This is a genomic window from Persicitalea jodogahamensis, assembly GCF_014651615.1.
Taxonomy (GTDB): Bacteria; Bacteroidota; Bacteroidia; order Cytophagales; family Spirosomataceae; genus Persicitalea; species Persicitalea jodogahamensis.
Window position 1 is genome coordinate 893484 of sequence record NZ_BMXF01000001.1, and the last position, 19261, is coordinate 912744.

At 49.8% G+C, this 19261-nt stretch carries 24 protein-coding genes; 13 read left to right on the forward strand and 11 right to left on the reverse strand.

Annotation, left to right across the window (positions count from 1 at the left end; all coding sequences use genetic code 11):
• Positions 1–62: 62 nt before the first annotated feature.
• Both fsa and IE117_RS03690 read left to right on the forward strand, forming a co-directional pair.
• Entirely contained in the window at positions 63–719 is a 657-nt protein-coding gene (fsa, locus tag IE117_RS03685; protein WP_189562978.1) for a fructose-6-phosphate aldolase, read from the forward strand.
• 169 nt (positions 720–888) lie between these two features.
• Entirely contained in the window at positions 889–1566 is a 678-nt protein-coding gene (locus IE117_RS03690; RefSeq protein WP_189562979.1) for a cell division ATP-binding protein FtsE, read from the forward strand.
• Positions 1567–1591: 25 nt separating this feature from the next.
• Here the strand turns inward: IE117_RS03690 and IE117_RS03695 are convergent, their stop codons facing one another.
• Both IE117_RS03695 and IE117_RS03700 read right to left on the reverse strand, forming a co-directional pair.
• Complete coding sequence (locus tag IE117_RS03695; RefSeq protein ID WP_189562980.1) at positions 1592–1807, reverse strand: hypervirulence associated TUDOR domain-containing protein; 216 nt, start codon at positions 1805–1807, stop codon at positions 1592–1594.
• A gap of 151 nt (positions 1808–1958) precedes the next feature.
• Entirely contained in the window at positions 1959–2321 is a 363-nt protein-coding gene (locus IE117_RS03700; RefSeq protein WP_189562981.1) for a hypothetical protein, read from the reverse strand.
• Positions 2322–2465: 144 nt separating this feature from the next.
• Here IE117_RS03700 and IE117_RS03705 point away from each other — a divergent pair, with 144 nt between their 5' ends.
• The 6 genes from IE117_RS03705 (at position 2466) to IE117_RS03730 (ending at position 6640) form a co-directional block, all read left to right on the forward strand.
• Positions 2466–2990, forward strand: coding sequence for a pyridoxamine 5'-phosphate oxidase family protein (locus IE117_RS03705; protein WP_189562982.1), 525 nt, complete (start codon positions 2466–2468; stop codon positions 2988–2990).
• Between the two features lie 130 nt (positions 2991–3120).
• Positions 3121–3747: a hypothetical protein gene (locus IE117_RS03710; RefSeq protein ID WP_189562983.1), complete on the forward strand. Its 627-nt coding sequence runs from the start codon at positions 3121–3123 to the stop codon at positions 3745–3747.
• Positions 3748–3793: 46 nt separating this feature from the next.
• On the forward strand, positions 3794–4108 hold the full coding sequence (locus IE117_RS03715; protein WP_374757949.1) for a winged helix-turn-helix domain-containing protein: 315 nt from the start codon (positions 3794–3796) through the stop codon (positions 4106–4108).
• 69 nt (positions 4109–4177) lie between these two features.
• A complete protein-coding gene (locus tag IE117_RS03720; RefSeq protein WP_189562984.1) occupies positions 4178–5437 on the forward strand; it encodes a DUF4153 domain-containing protein in 1260 nt (419 codons plus the stop codon).
• Positions 5438–5473: 36 nt separating this feature from the next.
• The gene (locus IE117_RS03725; protein WP_189562985.1) at positions 5474–6187 is read left to right on the forward strand and encodes a DoxX family protein; all 714 of its coding nucleotides are present in this window, start codon (positions 5474–5476) and stop codon (positions 6185–6187) included.
• A gap of 24 nt (positions 6188–6211) precedes the next feature.
• Entirely contained in the window at positions 6212–6640 is a 429-nt protein-coding gene (locus IE117_RS03730) for a DUF1810 domain-containing protein (protein ID WP_189562986.1), read from the forward strand.
• Positions 6641–6662: 22 nt separating this feature from the next.
• Here IE117_RS03730 and IE117_RS03735 read toward each other — a convergent pair whose 3' ends face one another.
• From IE117_RS03735 to IE117_RS03755, 5 genes are all read right to left on the reverse strand, one after another.
• Positions 6663–7169: a uracil-DNA glycosylase family protein gene (locus tag IE117_RS03735; RefSeq protein WP_189562987.1), complete on the reverse strand. Its 507-nt coding sequence runs from the start codon at positions 7167–7169 to the stop codon at positions 6663–6665.
• Positions 7170–7467: 298 nt separating this feature from the next.
• Entirely contained in the window at positions 7468–7821 is a 354-nt protein-coding gene (locus IE117_RS03740; protein ID WP_189562988.1) for a HepT-like ribonuclease domain-containing protein, read from the reverse strand.
• Positions 7821–8102, reverse strand: coding sequence for a nucleotidyltransferase family protein (locus IE117_RS03745; RefSeq protein WP_229580650.1), 282 nt, complete (start codon positions 8100–8102; stop codon positions 7821–7823). The genes IE117_RS03740 and IE117_RS03745 overlap by 1 nt, the downstream gene beginning before the upstream one ends.
• A gap of 52 nt (positions 8103–8154) precedes the next feature.
• Positions 8155–10290 carry an outer membrane protein assembly factor BamB family protein gene (locus IE117_RS03750; protein WP_189562990.1) on the reverse strand — a complete coding sequence of 712 codons (2136 nt, stop codon included), beginning with the start codon at positions 10288–10290 and terminating at the stop codon, positions 8155–8157.
• 79 nt (positions 10291–10369) lie between these two features.
• A complete protein-coding gene (locus IE117_RS03755; RefSeq protein ID WP_189562991.1) occupies positions 10370–10789 on the reverse strand; it encodes a cytochrome B in 420 nt (139 codons plus the stop codon).
• A 245-nt stretch (positions 10790–11034) separates the two neighbouring features.
• Between IE117_RS03755 and IE117_RS03760 the strand changes: the two genes are divergently transcribed.
• The 3 genes from IE117_RS03760 to IE117_RS03770 all read left to right on the forward strand — a co-directional run bounded on the left by IE117_RS03760 (position 11035) and on the right by IE117_RS03770 (position 13219).
• Positions 11035–11337, forward strand: coding sequence for a DUF4286 family protein (locus IE117_RS03760; RefSeq protein WP_189562992.1), 303 nt, complete (start codon positions 11035–11037; stop codon positions 11335–11337).
• 134 nt (positions 11338–11471) lie between these two features.
• Positions 11472–11840, forward strand: a complete 369-nt coding sequence (locus IE117_RS03765) for an HPF/RaiA family ribosome-associated protein (protein WP_189562993.1) — start codon at positions 11472–11474, stop codon at positions 11838–11840.
• A 305-nt stretch (positions 11841–12145) separates the two neighbouring features.
• Positions 12146–13219 (forward strand): efflux RND transporter periplasmic adaptor subunit, encoded by a 1074-nt coding sequence (locus IE117_RS03770; protein ID WP_189562994.1) that lies wholly within the window; start codon positions 12146–12148, stop codon positions 13217–13219.
• Positions 13220–13350: 131 nt separating this feature from the next.
• Here the strand turns inward: IE117_RS03770 and IE117_RS03775 are convergent, their stop codons facing one another.
• Positions 13351–14196 carry a cupin-like domain-containing protein gene (locus tag IE117_RS03775; protein ID WP_189562995.1) on the reverse strand — a complete coding sequence of 282 codons (846 nt, stop codon included), beginning with the start codon at positions 14194–14196 and terminating at the stop codon, positions 13351–13353.
• A gap of 357 nt (positions 14197–14553) precedes the next feature.
• Between IE117_RS03775 and IE117_RS03780 the strand changes: the two genes are divergently transcribed.
• On the forward strand, positions 14554–15624 hold the full coding sequence (locus IE117_RS03780) for a M42 family metallopeptidase (RefSeq protein ID WP_189562996.1): 1071 nt from the start codon (positions 14554–14556) through the stop codon (positions 15622–15624).
• A gap of 120 nt (positions 15625–15744) precedes the next feature.
• Here IE117_RS03780 and IE117_RS03785 read toward each other — a convergent pair whose 3' ends face one another.
• The gene (locus IE117_RS03785) at positions 15745–16332 is read right to left on the reverse strand and encodes a hypothetical protein (RefSeq protein WP_189562997.1); all 588 of its coding nucleotides are present in this window, start codon (positions 16330–16332) and stop codon (positions 15745–15747) included.
• A gap of 108 nt (positions 16333–16440) precedes the next feature.
• Positions 16441–16971, reverse strand: coding sequence for an RNA methyltransferase (locus tag IE117_RS03790; RefSeq protein ID WP_189562998.1), 531 nt, complete (start codon positions 16969–16971; stop codon positions 16441–16443).
• 114 nt (positions 16972–17085) lie between these two features.
• Here IE117_RS03790 and IE117_RS03795 point away from each other — a divergent pair, with 114 nt between their 5' ends.
• The gene (locus IE117_RS03795; protein ID WP_189562999.1) at positions 17086–17784 is read left to right on the forward strand and encodes a hypothetical protein; all 699 of its coding nucleotides are present in this window, start codon (positions 17086–17088) and stop codon (positions 17782–17784) included.
• Positions 17785–17809: 25 nt separating this feature from the next.
• Here the strand turns inward: IE117_RS03795 and IE117_RS03800 are convergent, their stop codons facing one another.
• Positions 17810–19219 carry a T9SS type B sorting domain-containing protein gene (locus tag IE117_RS03800; RefSeq protein ID WP_189563000.1) on the reverse strand — a complete coding sequence of 470 codons (1410 nt, stop codon included), beginning with the start codon at positions 19217–19219 and terminating at the stop codon, positions 17810–17812.
• Positions 19220–19261 lie beyond the last annotated feature (42 nt).

Genomic DNA, 19261 nt, shown 5'->3' on the forward strand with positions numbered 1-19261 from the left:
CGGTGAGATTCTCGGTTTGCCTTTTTTTATGCCCTAAAACCTAACTTTTTCTATATAATCACATGAAATTTTTCATTGACACAGCCAACTTGGCTGAGATTAAAGAAGCCCAATCGCTGGGTGTTCTGGATGGTGTGACAACCAATCCTTCGCTAATGGCAAAGGAAGGAATTACGGGTAAAGACAATATCTTCGGCCATTACAAAGCAATTTGTGAGATTGTGGATGGCGATGTTAGCGCTGAGGTTATTTCTACTGACTTCGATGGTATTATTCGTGAAGGCGAAGAGTTGGTTGAAATTGACGACAAAATCGTGGTCAAAGTACCCATGATTAAGGACGGTGTGAAAGCGTTGAAATACTTTTCCAATAAAGGAATTCGTACCAACTGCACCCTTATCTTTTCGGCAGGTCAGGCTCTGCTGGCAGCTAAGGCAGGAGCCACGTACGTATCGCCCTTCATTGGTCGTCTCGACGATATCTCTACTGACGGTGTGGCTCTGATTGAGCAAATTGTCCTGATTTACCGCAATTATGGCTTTGATACTCAGGTTCTCGCTGCATCCATCCGTCACCCGATGCACATCTTGCAGTGCGCGGAGATTGGCGCCGATGTGATGACTGGCCCACTGAGTGCTATGCTGGCACTCCTGAAGCATCCCCTCACCGACAGTGGGCTGGAAAAGTTTTTGGCTGACTACCAGAAGGGGAACCAGTAAGACACGTTATTGATTTGTACATGCCTTGATTTGTGAGAAGTAGCTGTTATTAAAGCAGCCTTCTCATAAATCGAGGCATTGCCAAATTAGGTGCCAGCATAAATTAACTGGAGATGGGCTGATTGGTGCGGCATCCGTAACAAATCAAAAAAGCAATACACTGACAATAATGAGTATTTCCTCCGAACCCGTCGTAATGCTGGAGCGCGCTGATATTTACCAGGGCGACAAACCAGTGCTGGCGGATGTGAACTTTCATATTGACAAGGGAGAGTTCGTATACTTGATCGGTCGTACGGGTAGCGGTAAGAGTTCTCTGCTCAAAACCCTTTACGCCGACCTCTGGCTGCAGACCGGCTCGGCGAAAGTTGCGGGCTACGAGCTGCACAAGATCAAACGCAGTGACATCCCTTTCCTGCGTCGTCGGATCGGCATCGTGTTCCAGGACTTTCAGTTACTAACTGACCGTTCCGTTGAAGAAAACCTAACCTTCGTGCTGCGGGCAACGGGTTGGCAGGATAAAGCAGACATCGCCCGGCGTATTTCCGAAGTACTTATGCAGGTGGGACTAGGCACCTCGCCCAAAAAGATGCCCCACCAGCTTTCGGGAGGTGAACAGCAGCGCGTGGTCATCGCCCGCGCCATGCTCAACGAACCCCAGATTCTGATCGCTGACGAGCCGACCGGGAATCTCGACCCGGAAGTGAGCAATCAAATCATGGAGGTGTTCAAAACCATCAATAACGCCGGAACTGCCGTGCTGATGGCAACCCATGATTACACCCTGCTCGATAAGTACCCTGCACGAATTGTGCGTTGTGAAGATGGGGAGGTTAAATCCAGCTAACGGGCTCCGGGAGCCCGCGGCTGTTCTATTTCTTTTTCAGTTCTGAACCAGACTTAAGCACCTCATTCCCGTCCTCCTGTTCAATAAGGTAGGCGGGTTCATCGTCACTGGCGTTCCGGGTTATTTCACTCCCCTTGATAGTACGGGTCACCTTTTTGGTGAATTTCTCTTTGATTTTCCCCGTGGCCGTGCCTTTGCCCCATTCCCACGTCACTGAGTCGCCTTTTTTGTATGGAGCCATGATTTGTCGATTATTGGAAAATACCGGTAGTTGCAAATAATATTCCTGCCTCACTGGACCAGGCAACCTAATCAGCAAAAGACCATCCAAAAAAAGCGCCCGACTTTGAAGTCAGGCGCTTACAGATCTAATCTGGTTAGTTGAGGGGGGCTCAGCTTACCAGAAAGTTGACGGCTTGCTTCAGCGTTCGTTCACTCTGGCTTTGCGGATCGGTGTATGAACGCTCACCGACTTCGATGGTGAGTTCTTTACCCATTAGTTGCTTCGTGTCCAAATCTTTGCCCGCTTTGGCATCGATCCCTACTGCTTCGAACAAACCAATGATGGCGGGCATCCCCGCTTCCGACTGATAAAAACGGTGTGAGACATAACCTTCATCATTCTCAAACCGTACGGCGAAATACGGAATGCCTTTGTATTCGCTGCTGCCTTCCTCGATGTCCGTGATCTTTACTTGCTGCGGTCCGTCCTCCAACAGGGCTTTCTCCTGACCTTTTTCGACTGCGATTTTCATAGTACTTTCTTTATGTTTTACTTATGTTATAAAATGGCGAAAAATATATTTGTTTATAAACATAAAAATCGTTCCAAGCGTATTTGAGTGGCACAGGTTTTTGTCAATCGCTCTATCTTATCAACATTCTAAAAAGGTTTTAATATGCAAGACTCCCGACACGACGAAGACAATCACATACAGAACCTCGCAGGGAGCGAGGCCATCGACAAGCTACAGGAATTGGCGGATGGTATTTGTATGTTCTCCACCTTCAGCAATTCCGGCCCTCTGCCCAGCCGCCCAATGGCATTGCAGGGCGTAGAGGACGACGGCGCGCTCTACTTTTTCAGCGCCGAATCATCCAACAAGAACAAGGAAATAGCCGCTGACCCGAGTGTACAGCTATTTTTCTGCAAGGAGGATGCCTCAGAGTACCTCAGTATTTTCGGCAAAGCCACGATCAGCCGCGATCGCGAAAAAATCGAGAAGTACTGGAATGCGTTTATCAAAGTATGGTTTCAGGGGGGCAAAGACGACCCGGCACTCACTGTCATTCGCATTGAGCCGGAAGATGTCCACTATTGGGACACTAAAAACAACCGAATGGTATCGTTCCTGAAAATGGCCGCCTCGTTAGTAACTGGCAAAACGATGGATGATGGGGTGGAGGGAGAATTGAAGGTTTAGTATCTTCGCTGCATAAAAACGAGCGCCAAAAATGCTTTTGCGCTCGTTTTTTTTGAAAAAAATGAAAACCTGAATAGTTCCATAGTGAAAAATACCTTTACTTTGCATTTCAAAGTACTCTGATTTTCCAATGGAAGACGACCAACTCCAAACCCTGCATGAAATCAGGAGCATCATGGATCGCTCTACCCGGTTTCAGTCCCTGAGCGGGCTATCGGGGATTTTTGTGGGTTTGTGTGCAATGGCGGGAGCTGGTGCAGTTCAATGGTACTTAACAGTACACCAGTTAGAGTATCCCGAGCTGTATCAGGAGTCGCTGGCACCCGAAACGATTTGGTTTGTGGTGCTGGCAGCCACGGCGGTATTTTGTCTGGCGGCGGCGACCGTGCTGTACTTTACAACGCTAAAGGCTCGCAAATCCCGGCAATCCGTCTGGACGCTTCAGTCGAAGCGTCTGTTGCTTAATTTTTGTTTGCCGATGGCGGTGGGAGGAGCTTTTTGCAGTGTCCTGCTCTTTCACAATATTGGCTACCTGGTGGCACCCGGCATGCTTGTTTTTTATGGCCTTGCGCTTATCAACGCCAGTAAATTTGCCTTTGCAGACCTGCGCTCCCTTGGCGTATTCGAGCTGGCACTGGGATTGGTCAGCGGTTTCAAGATCGAGTACGGGTTATTGGCATGGACCCTGGGCTTTGGGCTTTTACACGTTTTCTACGGGAGCGTAATTTATTATAAGTACGAAAAATACAACGATTGAGGCTTTCCTGGCTGAGGTCAAAACATAGAACACACCGAAAAAATAGATGATGGAACATGCAATCGAGTACCTCAAAAACATCAATAAGGCATTTGAGAGCCGCGCGCGGCTGGGAATCATGTCGGTGCTGATGGTAGAGGAGGAAGTTGACTTTTCCTTTCTTAAAGAAACACTCGACCTTACTGACGGCAACCTATCGAGCCACTTGCGGGCCTTGGAAGGGGCCAGTTATTTAAACGTGGAAAAGCAGTTTATTGGCCGCCGACCGAATACCCGGTACTCGGCTACCGCAAAGGGTAAGAATGACTTTAAGAGCCATCTCGACGCCTTGGAAAAATTGATTCGGGACAATAAGCCATAATTTTTTTGCGCAATAACTTTGAAAAACAAAGTACTCTGGGTAACAACAAATCAAAAACAAACCATTTTCATGAAAAACGAAATTCTTTCCAGTTTGGACACTCCTCGTGTCCTTGAGAAACTGTACCAGGAAAACAATGCCGCTTTCCGGCGCGAGTTCAACGAGCTGTATCCCCAGCTTACCAATACCAGTATGGCTGATTTCTGGCACGAGCGATTGAACTACCAATCTGAAAAAACTTTTTCGATCAACCGCAACGAGCTGGTCTTCGTGATTGTCGTAATTTTACTCGCAGGAATTGGGGCCAAGTTGCCGGAGATTTTCTCTATTAACGAGGATTTTTTCTATCCGAGAAATATTGGGTTTCTGGTATTCCCCTTCCTGACTGCCTACTTCGTTTGGAAAAATAAGCTTGCTGGCAAAAAAATCGCCCTTCTGGCCGGAGTGATGGTACTGTCGATGCTCTTTATTAATCTTTTGCCAGGCGCACTGATTGGCAACGCCCGCCCGAGCGACACCCTGCTGCTGTCATGCATTCACCTGCTTTTATTTTTGTGGGCTGCAACGGGTTTTGCTTTCGCGGGAGAGCGGACCGGAAGCTTCAAAAAGCGGCTTGGGTACTTGAGCTACAATGGAGATCTGGTAGTGATGTCGGCGCTTCTGATGATTTCGGGCGGCATCCTGACGGCTATCACCATCGGACTTTTTTCGCTGATCGGGTACGATATTGCAGATTTCTATTTCAAGTATATCGTCGTTTTCGGCCTTCCGGCGGTACCCATAGTAGGTACGGTCCTGACGCAAAACATTCCTGAACTGGTACAAAAGGTTTCGCCCATTATCGCCCGCCTGTTCAGTCCCCTGGTGTTGGTAATGCTGCTGGTGTACTTGGGCGCCATCGTTTTTTCGGGCAAAGATCCTTACAACGACCGGGAATTTTTGCTGATTTTCAATATCCTGTTGATTGGGGTGATGGCGCTTATTTTCTTTTCAGTAGCGGAGCGAGCCAAATCTTCCGCCAACCGCTACGAAATCATGGTACTATTCCTGCTATCCGCCGTGACGATCCTGGTCAATGGTATCGCTCTTTCGGCCATCGTGTTTCGCATTTCTGAATGGGGCTTTACGCCTAACCGAACCGCAGTGCTGGGCGCGAATATCCTCGTCCTGATCAACCTGATGCTGGTAACCGGCAAACTGGTGAAAGTACTTACCCGCGATGCTGATCTTGATGAAGTAGGTAGGTCAATTTCAGCCTTCCTGCCCGTTTACTGGGGCTGGACGGCAGTAGTTACTTTTCTGTTTCCGTTGATTTTTGGGTTCAAATAAAGGCTAACTCAAATAGCTTTTTTGTCTTATCAATCGATGAATATTTCTGACAAACTCGACCAGGTCCATTTACGGGTAAAGCAAAATCGGTGGCATCGGTACTTCTCCATTTTCTGTCGCATTGCTTTGGCTGCCGGGTTTTTGCCTTCGGGCTTCGTGAAAATCAATGGCGAACGGTTTACCGATTTGTCCAATAATCAGCCGATGGGCCACTACCTGGAAGCATTGTTCCACACGGGTTATTACTATCCTTTCATTGGCGTAATGCAAATGACGGCGGCCGTTCTGTTGCTCATCCCGCGCACGGTAACGCTCGGAGCGCTCATCTACTTTCCCATCATCCTTAATATCTGTATCCTTTCGCTGGCCGTGCGTTTCGACGGGTCGCATGTTACGGCTCCTTTGATGGTGCTGGCCAATCTGTACCTGCTTTGCTGGAATTACGACAAGATAAAATACATTTTTCCTTTCAACAGAACTACCCTGGACTTCACCCTGAGACAGGAGAAACTCAGCAACAAATTTCCGATTGCTTTTTTCACGGGCGTGGCGGCCACCTTTGTCCTCGTAGTTTTGGTATACCTAAAAGCCCACGACGTAATGCCCCGCAATACGCTGGCAGCATGCAAGAAGCAATTTGTAGGGAGCAACCGGACTAAGGCGGGGAATACTTTTTGTGAGTGTATTCACACCTACGGGCAACCGCTCGACCAATGTTTGGCTGCGTATGGGAAAGCCCCGGACGATTAATCCCAAACCCTAAACTACCTCACCATGAATGATCCCTATGATTTAAACCGCTTTTTGACGGCCCAGGAAAGTACCTACGAAACTGCCCTGCGCGAAATCCGCAATGGCCGGAAGCAAAGCCACTGGATGTGGTTCATTTTTCCCCAAATCGTTGGCCTGGGCCGGACCGAAACCTCACAAACTTACGCGATCAAAAGTCGGGAGGAGGCGATAGCGTATCTGGATCACCCCACGTTGGGCGAGCGGTTGCGGGAAGCTTCTGAGGCATTACTTTCTCTGGAAAACAAATCGGCTACCGAAGTATTCGGCACGCCGGACGATCTGAAACTGCGTTCCAGCATGACGCTTTTCAAATCGGTCAGTACCGGCAACGAAGTCTTTTTGCAAGTACTGGATCGTTTTTATGAGGGCGAGGAAGACCCGCAGACTGTCCGGATTCTGAGTAAGATGTAAAGGATGCCAAGTTGATTAGTGCTCAATTGACTTCCAGGTTTCTCAGCAGACTGGCGATTTCGGCAATGCAATTTTTTCGGTTGGTATCGCTGCCGGCGGGATAAGGGACCGCTTCGAGCAGGCGAACGGAGTCGATACCAGAAATTTCCACGGCCTCTACTACTTGCTTTTGAATCTCCTTCATTAGGACGATTACCATTTCGGGCTTATACGATTTCAGACGTTCGACCAAAGATGGAACTGCCTTCTGCCGCCCTATTTTTCTTTCAGCCTTATCACTTCTGTTGATGGCGGCAACGCTCAAATGGTCGAGGTAACAGCCGATTGATTTGAAAAAAGTAAGAAAGTCCTGAGCAGAATCAAAACTGCCATACACTACTTCAAAGGCCGTGAAAATGGTCCGAAAGAGATTGTTATCAGCAAAATAAAAATGTTGAGTCAATTTTCCTGAACCATTGAATCCCGGTGCTTCGGCGATGAAGAGGATTTTTATGTTTTCGGGTTTGTGAGATTCGAGGAGCGGGTTCATGGATTGATGTTGACTGTATACTTACCAGAAATTCTGTAATCACCATTTGGACTCGCCACCAATGGCTGCGGGGAGAATCCACGGACCAGGGGACTTTAACGCTCACGCTACCGCTGGTTTCAGCTGGCGAAAACCAACTCTAAGGCAGCGCAAACGCCACATAACTGCCCCCCTTCTTGTGCCCGGTTTCGTGTTGCCGTAGACAGAAACAGCGTACTGTTTTCCAACCTTTTAACTAGTGCACCGAAGTTGTGACAAAATCAACCGCGAGAAATTAATTCCTACATGGCAAATTGATTTAGGACGGATTTTGCTTCTCAATAGCGATGATTTCGCTAATTTGAATTTCCAATTCTGGAAGTACTTCCTCGACTACCGCCCAAACTGCCCATAAGTCCACACCAATGTAATCGTGAATCAGCTTATCTCTCATTCCGGCTATTTTCTTCCATTCTATCGCAGGATATTTAGCTCGAAAATCAGAATTAAGATGTTTAGTGGCCTCACCAATAATCTCAAAATTTCGGATGACTGCATCCTGAACCAGGCTGCTAGCTAAGAAAGTCTCTTCATCGAATCCGGCCGTATACTGCTGAATTTTATTGATACAATCCAGCATGTGTTCAAGGTAGATTGCTGCATTCTTTTCCATTACACAATCCTGACCAAGTCTTTGTGAATGTAGGGCAGCAATCGTTGGCTAACGGATCGTGGGGTAACGAGATCTACTTTAACTCCCAGGAGTTCGGATAATTCCTGTTCCAAACCAATTAATTCCAGGAGATTGATTCTGGCATCGAACTCAATCAGGAGATCAAGGTCACTTTTATCGGTTTGCTCATTACGTGCGTATGAGCCGAAAACACCAACCATCACCGGGTTTAGCTTTCCTACTACTTCACGGATGACTTGTTGTTGCTGGGCTGTTATCATACTCAAAAATAGCGTTTTTCACTCCAAAACAGAAAGAACAATCCTCCAATCCTTACGGCAGCGCAAACGCCACATAACTATCTCCCTTCTTTGTGCCCAGTTTCGTGCCCCCGCAGGCGATGACGACGTACTGTTTACCGTCTGCTTCGTAAACCGAAGGCGTGGCAAAACCAGCGGCGGGTAGTTCGGTTTGGAATAGTAGTTTTCCGGTGCGCTTGTCGAAAGCGCGGAACATGCCATCGCGGGTGGCGGCGATGAAAAGTACCCCTCCGGCGGTAACGACTGGTCCGCCGTAGTTTTCGCAGCCCGTAGGAGGGATGCCCCGGGCGGTGAGTTCCTTGAATTCACCAAGGACGATTTTCCACTCGTACTCGCCCGTGTTCAGGTTAAGGGCGCTGAGCTGGCCCCAGGGTGGGCTGATGGCCGGGTAACCGTCTTCAGACAGAAATTTATCGTAGCCCTTCATCTTAAACGGGAGCGGGAAAAGAGCCGCTTTGGTGTCGCCGCCCGCTTCCTTTTTTTCTTCATTGAATAAATAAGCCAGCAACGCGCGACGTTCGTCGTCTTTCAGGTACGAAAAGCCGGGCATCATGCCTTTGCCATTTTTCACGATGGTGTTTACAAAAGCGTGGTCGCGACGGGTGCTGACATCCACCAGCGAGGGATATCCGCTGGCTGGGTTGCCTTTGCGCTCGGTTCCGTGGCAGCCGGCGCAGTTGATTTTATAAACCTTTTGACCCTGAGTAAGTCCGGCGAGGTCGTTGGCCTTGGGCGTTGGCAGCATCTTCATTTCCCAGGCCATCTCGTTGGAATTGATGAATAGCAGCCCCGTTTCGGCATCGTAGGCCGGGCCGCCCCATTCACCGCCGCCATCGAAACCGGGAAAAATGAGCGTGCCTTCCTGGCTCGGCAGCTCGAACTGGTCCTTGTGCCGCATTTTTGCCAGCCGTGCCTTCAATTCGTCTTTGTCTTTCGCGTAAGGGTTTACATCGTTGTCGCCGATAGTCTGGCGGGAAAAGGGTGCGGGCTTCAGCGGCACGGGTTGCGTGGCCCAGGGCTTTTCACCCGGCAGAGCATTGTGGGTAGGGACGGACCGTTCCTGAATGGGGAACAATGATTTGCCCGTCACCCGGTCGAATACAAACACGAAACCCGACTTGGTGATCTGGGCCACAGCATCGATGAGTCGGGGCCGACCGTCGGGGCCGTTGCGTCGGATTTGTACGAGGGTAGGAGGAGAAGGCAGGTCGCGGTCCCACACGTCGTGATGAACAAACTGAAAATGCCACTTCCGCTTCCCCGTGGCGGCATCCAGGGCCAGGAGGCAGTTGGCGTAGAGGTTCTGGCCGGGGCGGTTGCCGCCGTAAAAGTCGTAGCCGGCCGATCCCGTCGGGACGTAGATAATACCGCGATCGCGGTCGATGGCCATGCCCGCCCAGTTGTTGGCGGCGCCCACGTCGGTATTCTTCCAGTTTTCCTTGCCCCAGGTTTCGTAGCCCGCCTCGCCGGGGTGCGGAATCGTTCGGAACGTCCAGGCGAGTTTGCCGGTCCGAACGTTAAAAGCCCGCACGTGGCCCGGCGCGGCGTCGGGTCCTTCGGAAAGGCGCACGGGCATCACGATCAGATCTTTGTAAACCGTACCGGGGGTGTTGGAGCAGATAAACTTGTTCTGGGCGATTTCGGGAAGTCCTAATCGCAGACTTACGCGTCCGCTGTCGCCGAATGTTTCGATCACCTTGCCCGTCAGCGCATTCAGGGCATAGAGCCATGGCCCGGCGGAATATAGAATGCGCTTATCGTCGCCCTCGGCCCAATAGGTAACGCCACGGCTGGTGTTAGAGGCTGATGCTTCGCGTGAATCACTGAACTGCCAAAGCGGCTTACCCGTGGCCGCATCCAGCGCGAAGGCTTTTACCGAGGCTGTAGTGGCGTACATCACACCATCGACGATGATGGGGTTGCACTGAATTTGCCCCGAAGTATCTTTGGTATGATACTCCCAGGCTAGTTCTATGTTCTTGACATTCTCGATAGTAATTTGCTTCAAAGGCGAATAGTGCGCCCGGTCGGGACCGCCCAAGTACTCACGCCATTCGCTGGTGGCGAGGGGTGGGGTTTGAATAAAATTGAACAGCAGCAACCCGCTCGTCAGAGTAGCCGCAATGGAAAGCAGAATTTTGATTTTCATAAAAAAACGAGGATTTCACCTTTTTGAATAAAGGAAAACCCTCGTTTGAATTACTTGGTAGTCTCAGTCAGCCTTGTTCTCAGAACCAGCCTGCGCCCAGATTACGGAACGGCCAAGGAATGGCAGCGACGATAAGCACCAGCCCCATGCCGTAGTAGAAAAGAATGGTGCGGTGCTTAATGCCTGCCTCAACTTTCCGCGAGCGAACGCGGCCAATCGTGATAAGGATAATTGCGACCAGCATCATCGAAGTATGCTCCACGGTAAAGAAGCGGTATAGCTTCTCGCTCATCATGCTGAAATCGACTTTTGGACTGATGAAATACAGTACGAGTCCCAGCAACAGCTGTATATGGCACGAAATTAGCGCAAAGGTATAAATCTTGCTATCGCCGGATTCGTTGTTCTGCCATTTGGCCATGGCAATGCCGACGGCGGCTATCAGCAGCGCAAGTACCACATAGCGAAGTCCTGAGTGAGCGTGGACTAATGCGTTCATGTTTTAAGGGATTTTAGTTGGAAATAGGGCAAAGATAGGGGTTGGCTCCCGGCTTTTGGCCATCGGCTGCCGGCTTTTTTGGGCGGCTATCTGATGAATCCTCTCACTTAATCGTTGCCGAATAAGCGAATTTAGAAATAGATGGCCTATATTGGTTTTTGTTCATTTATAATATTTATTATACAGATGCAATCCGCCCGAAGCGCCGGACCGTGCCGAAAGCCGACCGCCGATTGCCCCCAGCTATGATCCTCTACAACACCACCTACAACATCAGCCGCCTGGCCGAAAAAGACTGGCTCGACTGGATGAAAACCGTTCAGATTCCGGCCATGATGGCCACCGGACTACCTACCGAAAATAAGATGCTGCGGCTCCTGACCGAGATCGAAAATGAAGGCGTGACCTACTCAGTGCAATACTCTTTCCCGACGATGGAAGACTATCTGGCGTATCAGACCGAACATCAGGCTGCTTTTCAGGAGCGCCACCACGCCCGCTATAAGGAACGTTACGTTTCATTTCGGACGCTTTTGGAGGAGATTTAACAAAATGATAAAGATCAGGTTTTGAATTTTTAGCAAAAAATACAGCGCATGCTCTTGACATTGCGCCGGAAATTACCTTGATTGATTACCCGAATAAGTCGGGAGGTTTTTGTTTCACTTAACCCTATGTGCTTATGAAATTGCAGATGCAAGCCATCCACTTCGACGCCGACGCGAGTCTGTTGGCATTTATCCAGCAAAAAATGGATAAACTCGATACATTTTACGACCGTATCACGAGTGGAGAAGTATTCCTCAAACTGGACGGACACGAAACCAACAAGGTTCATACCAAACTGCTCGAAGTGAAATTATACGTACCGGGAGGTACCATGTTCGTGAAAGAACAGGGCTCGACGTTCGAGGAAGCCACCGATCTGGCCGTCGAAACACTGAAAATTCAGGTTAAGAAATTCAAAAATAAACGCCGCGAAACCCGCGCCCCCAAAGTGAGTGACGTTGCGGAGGTTGTGGAAGAAGAAAGCGAAATAGAAGAGATATAAATTGTAACAGCAATCTTGACAAAGCGGAGTCACCGGAAGGTGGTTCCGCTTTTTTTATTTCCGGTGCCTGAGTACCCCGGGCGGAGAAGTTTGTACTTGGCTTTTTTGTACGGGTACAAGGGTAGTTGGCCCGTCAGAATATTTGACAGGCAATCTCACAAATGAAGGGGTATTCACAACTGTTTTTGATAGTTTTACCGCTTCTTGACAAGGCTGGCCAAGCTATGGGCCCCAATGATTTTTTGAAAAATATTTTTTGCATAAAAAGAAGTTTCAATAGACATTAACTCACTCAAAAACTGTTCATGCGACCCATTCTGATTTTAGGGGGAATAATTCTGGCGCTTGTTTTCGGCAAGCTGTTCCTGTTTCCCAAGTCCGACGACGAAGCAGACGGGAGAGGAAAAAGTGGGACAGCCACACCGAAAGGAGGAAAAGCGGGTGGTGGAGCAGTTCCGGTGGAGGTCTATCTGGCCAAAATGGAAAAGATAGACAATATACTTTATGCCCCCGGTACCGTGGTTCCCAACGAGGAGGTGGAGCTGAAAGCCGAAATTGCCGGGCGTCTTATCCAACTCAATCTGCGGGAAGGCGCACCAGTGAAGAAAGGGCAGCTCATTGCCAAGATCAACGACAACGAATTAAAGGCGCAGCTGGCGAAATTGGAATACAATGCCACTCTGACACGTAACCGGGAGGAACGCCAGAAGAAGCTGCTGAAAATTGAGGCCATTAGCCAGGAAGAGTACGAGATCGCGATGAACAACGTCAGTACTTCTCAGGCCGACAGGGACCTGATCATGGCGCAATTGGAAAAAACGGAAATCCGCGCACCATTCAGCGGCACTATCGGTCTGAAAAATATCAGCGAGGGAGCTTACCTCTCGCCCGGTACTTCAGTAGTGACTTTGGTACAGACTAATCCAGTGAAGGTTGATTTTACCATTCCCGAGAGGTACGCCCGGGAAATTCGCCTGGGCAGCACTGTGCAGTTGGGGCTCGATGGTGATGCAGTCCGCTACCCGGCGCGTGTCGTGGCTCTCGACCCGAAGGTGGACGAAAACCTGCGCACTCAGCGCGTCAGAGCCATTCTTCCCAACCCGGGGCGGCTCTTCGTGCCGGGAATGTTCGTGAAGGTGCAGGTAGATCTCAGCGACAACTCGACTGCCATCATGATCCCGACCGATGCCATCGTCCCTGTACTGAAAGGCAAAAAGGTATTCGTGGTCAAGAACGGCAAAGCCCGGGAAGTGATGGTCACGACAGGCCTGCGCACCGACCAAAAAATACAGATTACCGAGGGGCTGGCAACGGGTGACTCCCTGATTGTGACGGGCATTATGGCTTTAAAGCCGGATGTGTCGGTGAAAGTGAAATAAGAGACAGGCTTTGCCCGGTAGGAGCCTGTTCATGCCAGCATACAAAAAAGGCTTCCAAATCCATTTGGAAGCCTTTTTTGTATGCTGGTCGTATCCCACCTATGCGGCGGAGAGACCAGACATCCGTGACCTTAGGCCATCATAGCCTGCGCCCGCTCAATGGCTTTATTCTCCTTCCACTCTTTCCATTTTGGGCCAAGCAGCGAATTCATGCCCTTGTCCACTACCGTGTGGCGGGCGAGGTTCATGCCGCCCTTCAGCAGGGTGAACACGGAGTCATTGGCGCGAAGCGCAAGACCGAAGCCGCCATCCACGTACTTTATGTAGTGCCACCATAGTGAGGGAATAAATACCGTTTCGCCATGGCCAAGAATTGTTTCATAACCCTGGGCCTTATCGAAAGCCGGGAAACGTTCCAGATCAGGGTGCAGCGGATGGACGTGGCTCATCACCGTGAAGGGGTGCTGGTAGAGCCGGGTACTTTCCGAAGGCGGGAAGAGGATAATTTTCTTGCGGGTCTGGAACTGCGAGAGGAAGACATTGGAGCAGTCCATGTCGTAGTGCAAGTTTACTTCCGAATTCTGACCTCCGAAAAACATGAATTTGTAGTTCTTCACGAAGCCATCCATGATGGTCGGAAACTGCACGTCGGCGTTGAGCTCAGGAATTTTCTTGAAAATATCGAAGAGAAAAATCCGCAGATCCGTTGGGCCCTTTTCAATTAGCGAAAGGTACTCACCAAAAGGCATGGTAGCCGCATTCTGGAAGTACTTGTCGGGATCGTGGATGTGGTTGTCCACCAGTGGTACTTCCAGGTCACCATGGTTTTTACGGAACCAGTCAAAGGTCCACTTCTGCGTAGCGGGCCAGTCTTTTATCAGGTCGGTGAACACCACGGGACGCCGGGGTTTGAGGTAGTTTTCGATGAATTCCTCGCGGGTCAACCCCGTGCGTCGCTCAATTTGGGTTAATTTCATAGCTGTGAGAGGTTTGGTACTTCTGTTGAAACGCCTGGTTGTAACAAAGGGGTATGACATTTCAGAATGCAAATTTATACTATCTGCAACGAACTTCGGCAAAAAAAGCTTTCTAATCCACTACAAAAAATGGTTTTACTATTTATCCATAAAATCAACCGATAGTGGTAAATATGGGTAATTGGCCATCCAATTGCTCAGAACTGGCTAACTTGCGGGTTATCCCCGGAATCTTTGCAAAAAGACAATTCCAAACGCACATTGCCCCTATTGTCAGCGACCATTTAGAACAAAACGTTGTACTTTGGACAGGCCGGACACTGTTGATTATCCTTTATCAATTATCTATTTAATAAAATGACGGAACAAAGCACTGAATTTCTTTACAAATACCTTAATAACGCATCGCCTACGGGCTTCGAATCGCCAGGACAGCAGATCTGGCTCGATTACATCAAGCCCTATATCCAGGAGCAGATCATTGACACTTATGGTACTGCGGTGGGCGTCGTCAATCCGGGTCAGGATTACAAAGTGGTCATCGAGGCGCATTCAGACGAGATCGCGTGGTTCGTCAACTACATCAACGATGATGGGTATATCTATGTCCGTCGCAACGGGGGCTCCGACGCGGCCATTGCGCCTTCCATGCGTGTAAACCTGCATACGCCCAACGGCCCGGTACAGGGGGTGTTTGGCTGGCCCGCCATCCACGTACGCGAAGTAGCCAAAGACCGTGTGCCGAAACCCCATGAACTGTTTATAGACGTGGGGGCGGCGAACAAAAGCGAAGTAGAACAAATGGGCATCCACGTAGGTACAGTCATAACTTTCGCCGACGGGCTGACAGAGATGAACAACCGCTATTACGTGGGGCGCGCGCTCGACAACCGCGTTGGAGGTTTCATGATCGCCGAAGTAGCCCGGCTGCTGCACGAAAATGAGGTTCAGTTTCCTTTCACGCTATATGTAGTCAACGCCGTTCAGGAAGAAATTGGCTTGCGTGGGGCCGAGATGATCTCGCGCCGCCTGAAACCCGACCTGGCCATCGTCACGGATGTTACCCACGACACGCAGTCGCCGATGTATACCAAGACCAAGCAAGGGGATCTCAAATGCGGCCTTGGTCCGGTATTGTGCTACGGTCCCGCCGTGCAGAACAACTTCCGCGATCACATCATCAGTGTGGCCAACGAAAAAGAAATTCCTTTCCAGCGGCAGGCCGTAAGCCGCTCCACCGGTACAGACACCGATTCATTCGCTTACTCTGCCGAAGGCGTGGCATCGGCGTTGATCTCATTGCCTCTGAAGTACATGCACACGACTGTCGAAACCGTTCATAAGGACGATGTGCAAAATGTCATCAAGCTAATGTACGAAACGCTGCTAAGCTTGAAAGGCGGTGAAGATTATCGGTATATCAAGTAATTGAAAGTGGCAGGAACAAAAAAAGAAGCCTTCGGTGGAACTTCCGCCGAAGGCTTCTTTGCTATTTGTAAAAAGTGAATCCTTAAAATTCAAAAAGCACTACTACTTCTTTAAGCACTACTACTTCTTTATTTCGGGATCGACGGGTTTATTGGCCGGGCTTTTTGGGGAGCGGCCCATGACCCGCTTGCTCGTACCGCCTGTGGCCGTTTTTGATTTGGTGGCTCGGGCGGGCTTTTTGGTGGTGGGCTTGGCCTTGGGCGTGGCTTTGTTTTCAAGCATTTCCGTGACTTCGGGTTCTACGGCATTGGCGATGGTTTTTTCCAGAGCTTCCTCCATGGTTTCGGTTGCGTTGGCCGAAGCTTCATGTGCGGCTTTTTGCGAGTCCAGCTCTAGCTTTCGCGCTTCCTTGGTTTCCTTATCGGCAGAACCCTTGGTGCCAGCCGCTTTGCCTTTGGTTTTTTTAGGTTTGGCCGCCTTCTTCTCTGATTTCTTGGCCGACTTTTTGGCTTCTTTTTCTAGCTTCCTGGACTCTTTTTCTGCTTTCTTACTCTGTTTGTCAATCAGCTTGCTGACCCGCTTTGCCAGTTTCTCCGCCGTTTTTTCGACTGATTTTTTCAACTTCTTGGAGTCGGTGGTCAGCTCTTCCAGTTTCTCTTCCAGCGTTTGGGCAATTTCAGCGGTAAGTTTTTTGGTTTTCTCTTTCATGATGGAGTTTTGGTAGTGGGAGTCACAAGCAAGTGCGGCTCTCAAAATTGAAAAAAATCTACAAATAGCTACGATTTTTTTCGGAAGAACAAAATTATCGAGTTATTTTTATGTCAAGTTGTTTTCAACAAACTTCCAAAGCACGATCCCGGCCGATACTGCTACATTGAACGAATGCTTTGTGCCGAACTGCGGGATTTCCACACATAAGTCCACCAGCGCCATCGCTTCTTCGCTAACGCCCGCTACCTCATTTCCAAAAACGAACGCGTGCTTTTCTTCCTTTATCGGTGTGAAATCCTGCAGCGGAACGCTGTTGTGAGCCTGCTCGACGGCGATGATTCTATAACCCTCGCTTTTGAGACGGTTTATTGACTCCAATGTATCGGGTACGTTCTCCCAGGCCACGGCCAATTCCGCCCCCAGGGCACTTTTGGTTATTTCGCGGTGAGGCGGAGTGGGGGTGTAGCCCCCCAGATAAATTTTTTCCGCCCGGAAAGCGTCGGCAGTTCGAAAAAACGAGCCCACGTTATTCAGGCTGCGGATATTTTCCAGGATGATAACGTAAGGGAATTTTTCTGACTTCTCGTATTCAGCCACCGAAAGGCGGTTCATTTCCTCTATTGTACGCTTCTTCATATTGACTTTCTGTTGAATTTAGTGTACCCCAAAAACCAAAGTAGATTGGAGCCGGGTTCGGTTTTAACATTAGAGCAAACTTCTTACTATCCGGCTAAAATCCATACATAGATCATGAAAAATGCACCGCTAGCCATCATTATTTTACTGCTTACCGGCCTGCCGGCATGGGCACAGACCAGCGAGACGATCCGGGTGAAATCAGGCGAGAGGCTGGCGGTCGGTGATAAGTACCTCTTTCCCCAGTTTGCCGTCGGAACTGTGCAGTACCGTGATGGTCGCACGGTTTCGGCACAACTTAATTTTAATCTATTGCTCCGGGAGATGCAGTTTCTCAATCCGCCACGCCTCGACACGCTCGCCCTCGCCCGGGAATACACGATAAAGCAAATTTTGATCAATGACGCCAAATTTGTCCACGACCAAAAGGCAGGGTTTATGAAAATACTTGGTGATTACGGCGGGGTGCGACTGGCGGTGACGCAGTCGCTGCAGGTGGGTAATGTGGACAAGGAAGCCGGCTACGGGCAATCATCGGGCGTTTCGTCGATCAAGTCGGTCAATAACCTGCCTAGCGACAACGGCTCCATCACCCGGCTGAGCATGAAGGGCGACGTAATGTACTCGCGGCGCGAAAGCTACTTTCTGCTCGACGAAAACAGCCTGACCTACCCAGCCAATAAGAAAAGCGTTCAGAAACTATTCGCGAGGCACAAAAGTGAAATAGGTGATTACATCAAAGACAATTCCGTACAGTTTGGAAATGCTGCTGACCTGAAAAGACTGTTGGAATTCTGCCAGGGGCTCAATTAGAATCGACTGCCGCGCCATAGAACCGTCAGCGTAAAAGATAGACGGCGCCCCTTTTGACAAGGTACTTGCCGCTGCGGTCCAGGTACCGAATCGAGTAAGCATAAGTACCGGCGGGAAGTAGTTGACTGTTGAATTTTCCATCCCAGGAGGTGGCCGGGTCTTCACTATGGAAAAGTGCCATCCCCCATTTGTTATATATCGTTATGGCGAACTCCGGCGAAAGTACCCCCTCTATTTTCAGGATATCATTCACGCCATCACCATTGGGCGAAAAAGCATCCGGCAGGTAGAAGGGGGGACGCACGGTGCAGTCGTCCAACGGCACGGTCAGGCATTTTTCCAAAGAATAAAAGGTGAAGTCTCCGTAGTTGACCACGAGCTGGTAACACACCTCCCTGCCGCAGACAAATTCCCGATCGGTTGCCGAACCGGAAGTTCCCGAGCTGGTAACGTCTTCCCAATCAACTCCATCTTTTTGAATTACTGCTCTGATTCCCGGCGGGCGGTGGTCGATTTTCCAGGAAATGGTATTCTCTTCCGCAGTACCATCCACCGCAAAGTCTGATGCACAAATGGGCCGTGACCGTAGTTCGGCCAGACAGGAATCGGCGGGTTGCAGCCTGAAACAGATTTTATCGGGTAGTTCCAGCGTACTTTCGACGGTATTCTGACTCTCGCCTAGCTTTTGCCCGGTCAGGTCAAAAACACCGTTTGCACTTCCTTTTTGCAAGATGAGCTCCGTAGCCAGCGAATTTCTGACTTGTAAATCCAGTTTTGTTTCGCTCGTCATCCGTGCTTCGATGATTGAAGGCGGATTCAAATTCTCGGGCACCACGAAAGTTAGCCTTGTAACGGCGCCCCGGCATTGACCCGGGGTGTGGACACCCCGCACCCGGATATCGTAGGACTTGGGCGCAGCGTACTGGTAAGTGATTTTCCTGCCCAAGCCCGGATATCCCTTGATTTCGGTATCGCCCCAGTCTACCTGGTAAGTAGGGTAGAGCGTAGGTTGCTTGGGGTCGAATACCAACTGCACGCCGCCGTTGGCGCAGGCAATAGCCCGAACTGCCGGCGCCAGCGTATCAGTCACCTGAACATTGGTGCAAGCCAGGTACTTCTGTCCATCCTTCTCCGAAAACTGCACGAGGGTGTAAAAGCCTGGCTTTTGATACACACGAATGCTGTCTCTGGTCAAACTGTCAGGATTAACCGCCCCGCCCCGGTAGTCAAACAAATGGCGGGTGTTGGTGGCTCCCGGCAGATCGTTGTGCACTTCCACGCTCAACGGCAGGCAGCCGCTGAGTGTAGTCGAAACGGCCCCCGTCTTATACTCGCCGGTGGCAAGCGCGGCACATTGTCCCATCGCCCGAACGGCCCACAATTGTAAAATGAAGGCCAGCAAAATAGGAGAAATAGTTGCAGGGATGCTTTTCATATTATAGGCGTAAATTGATTTACGCATAAACTACCAACGTAA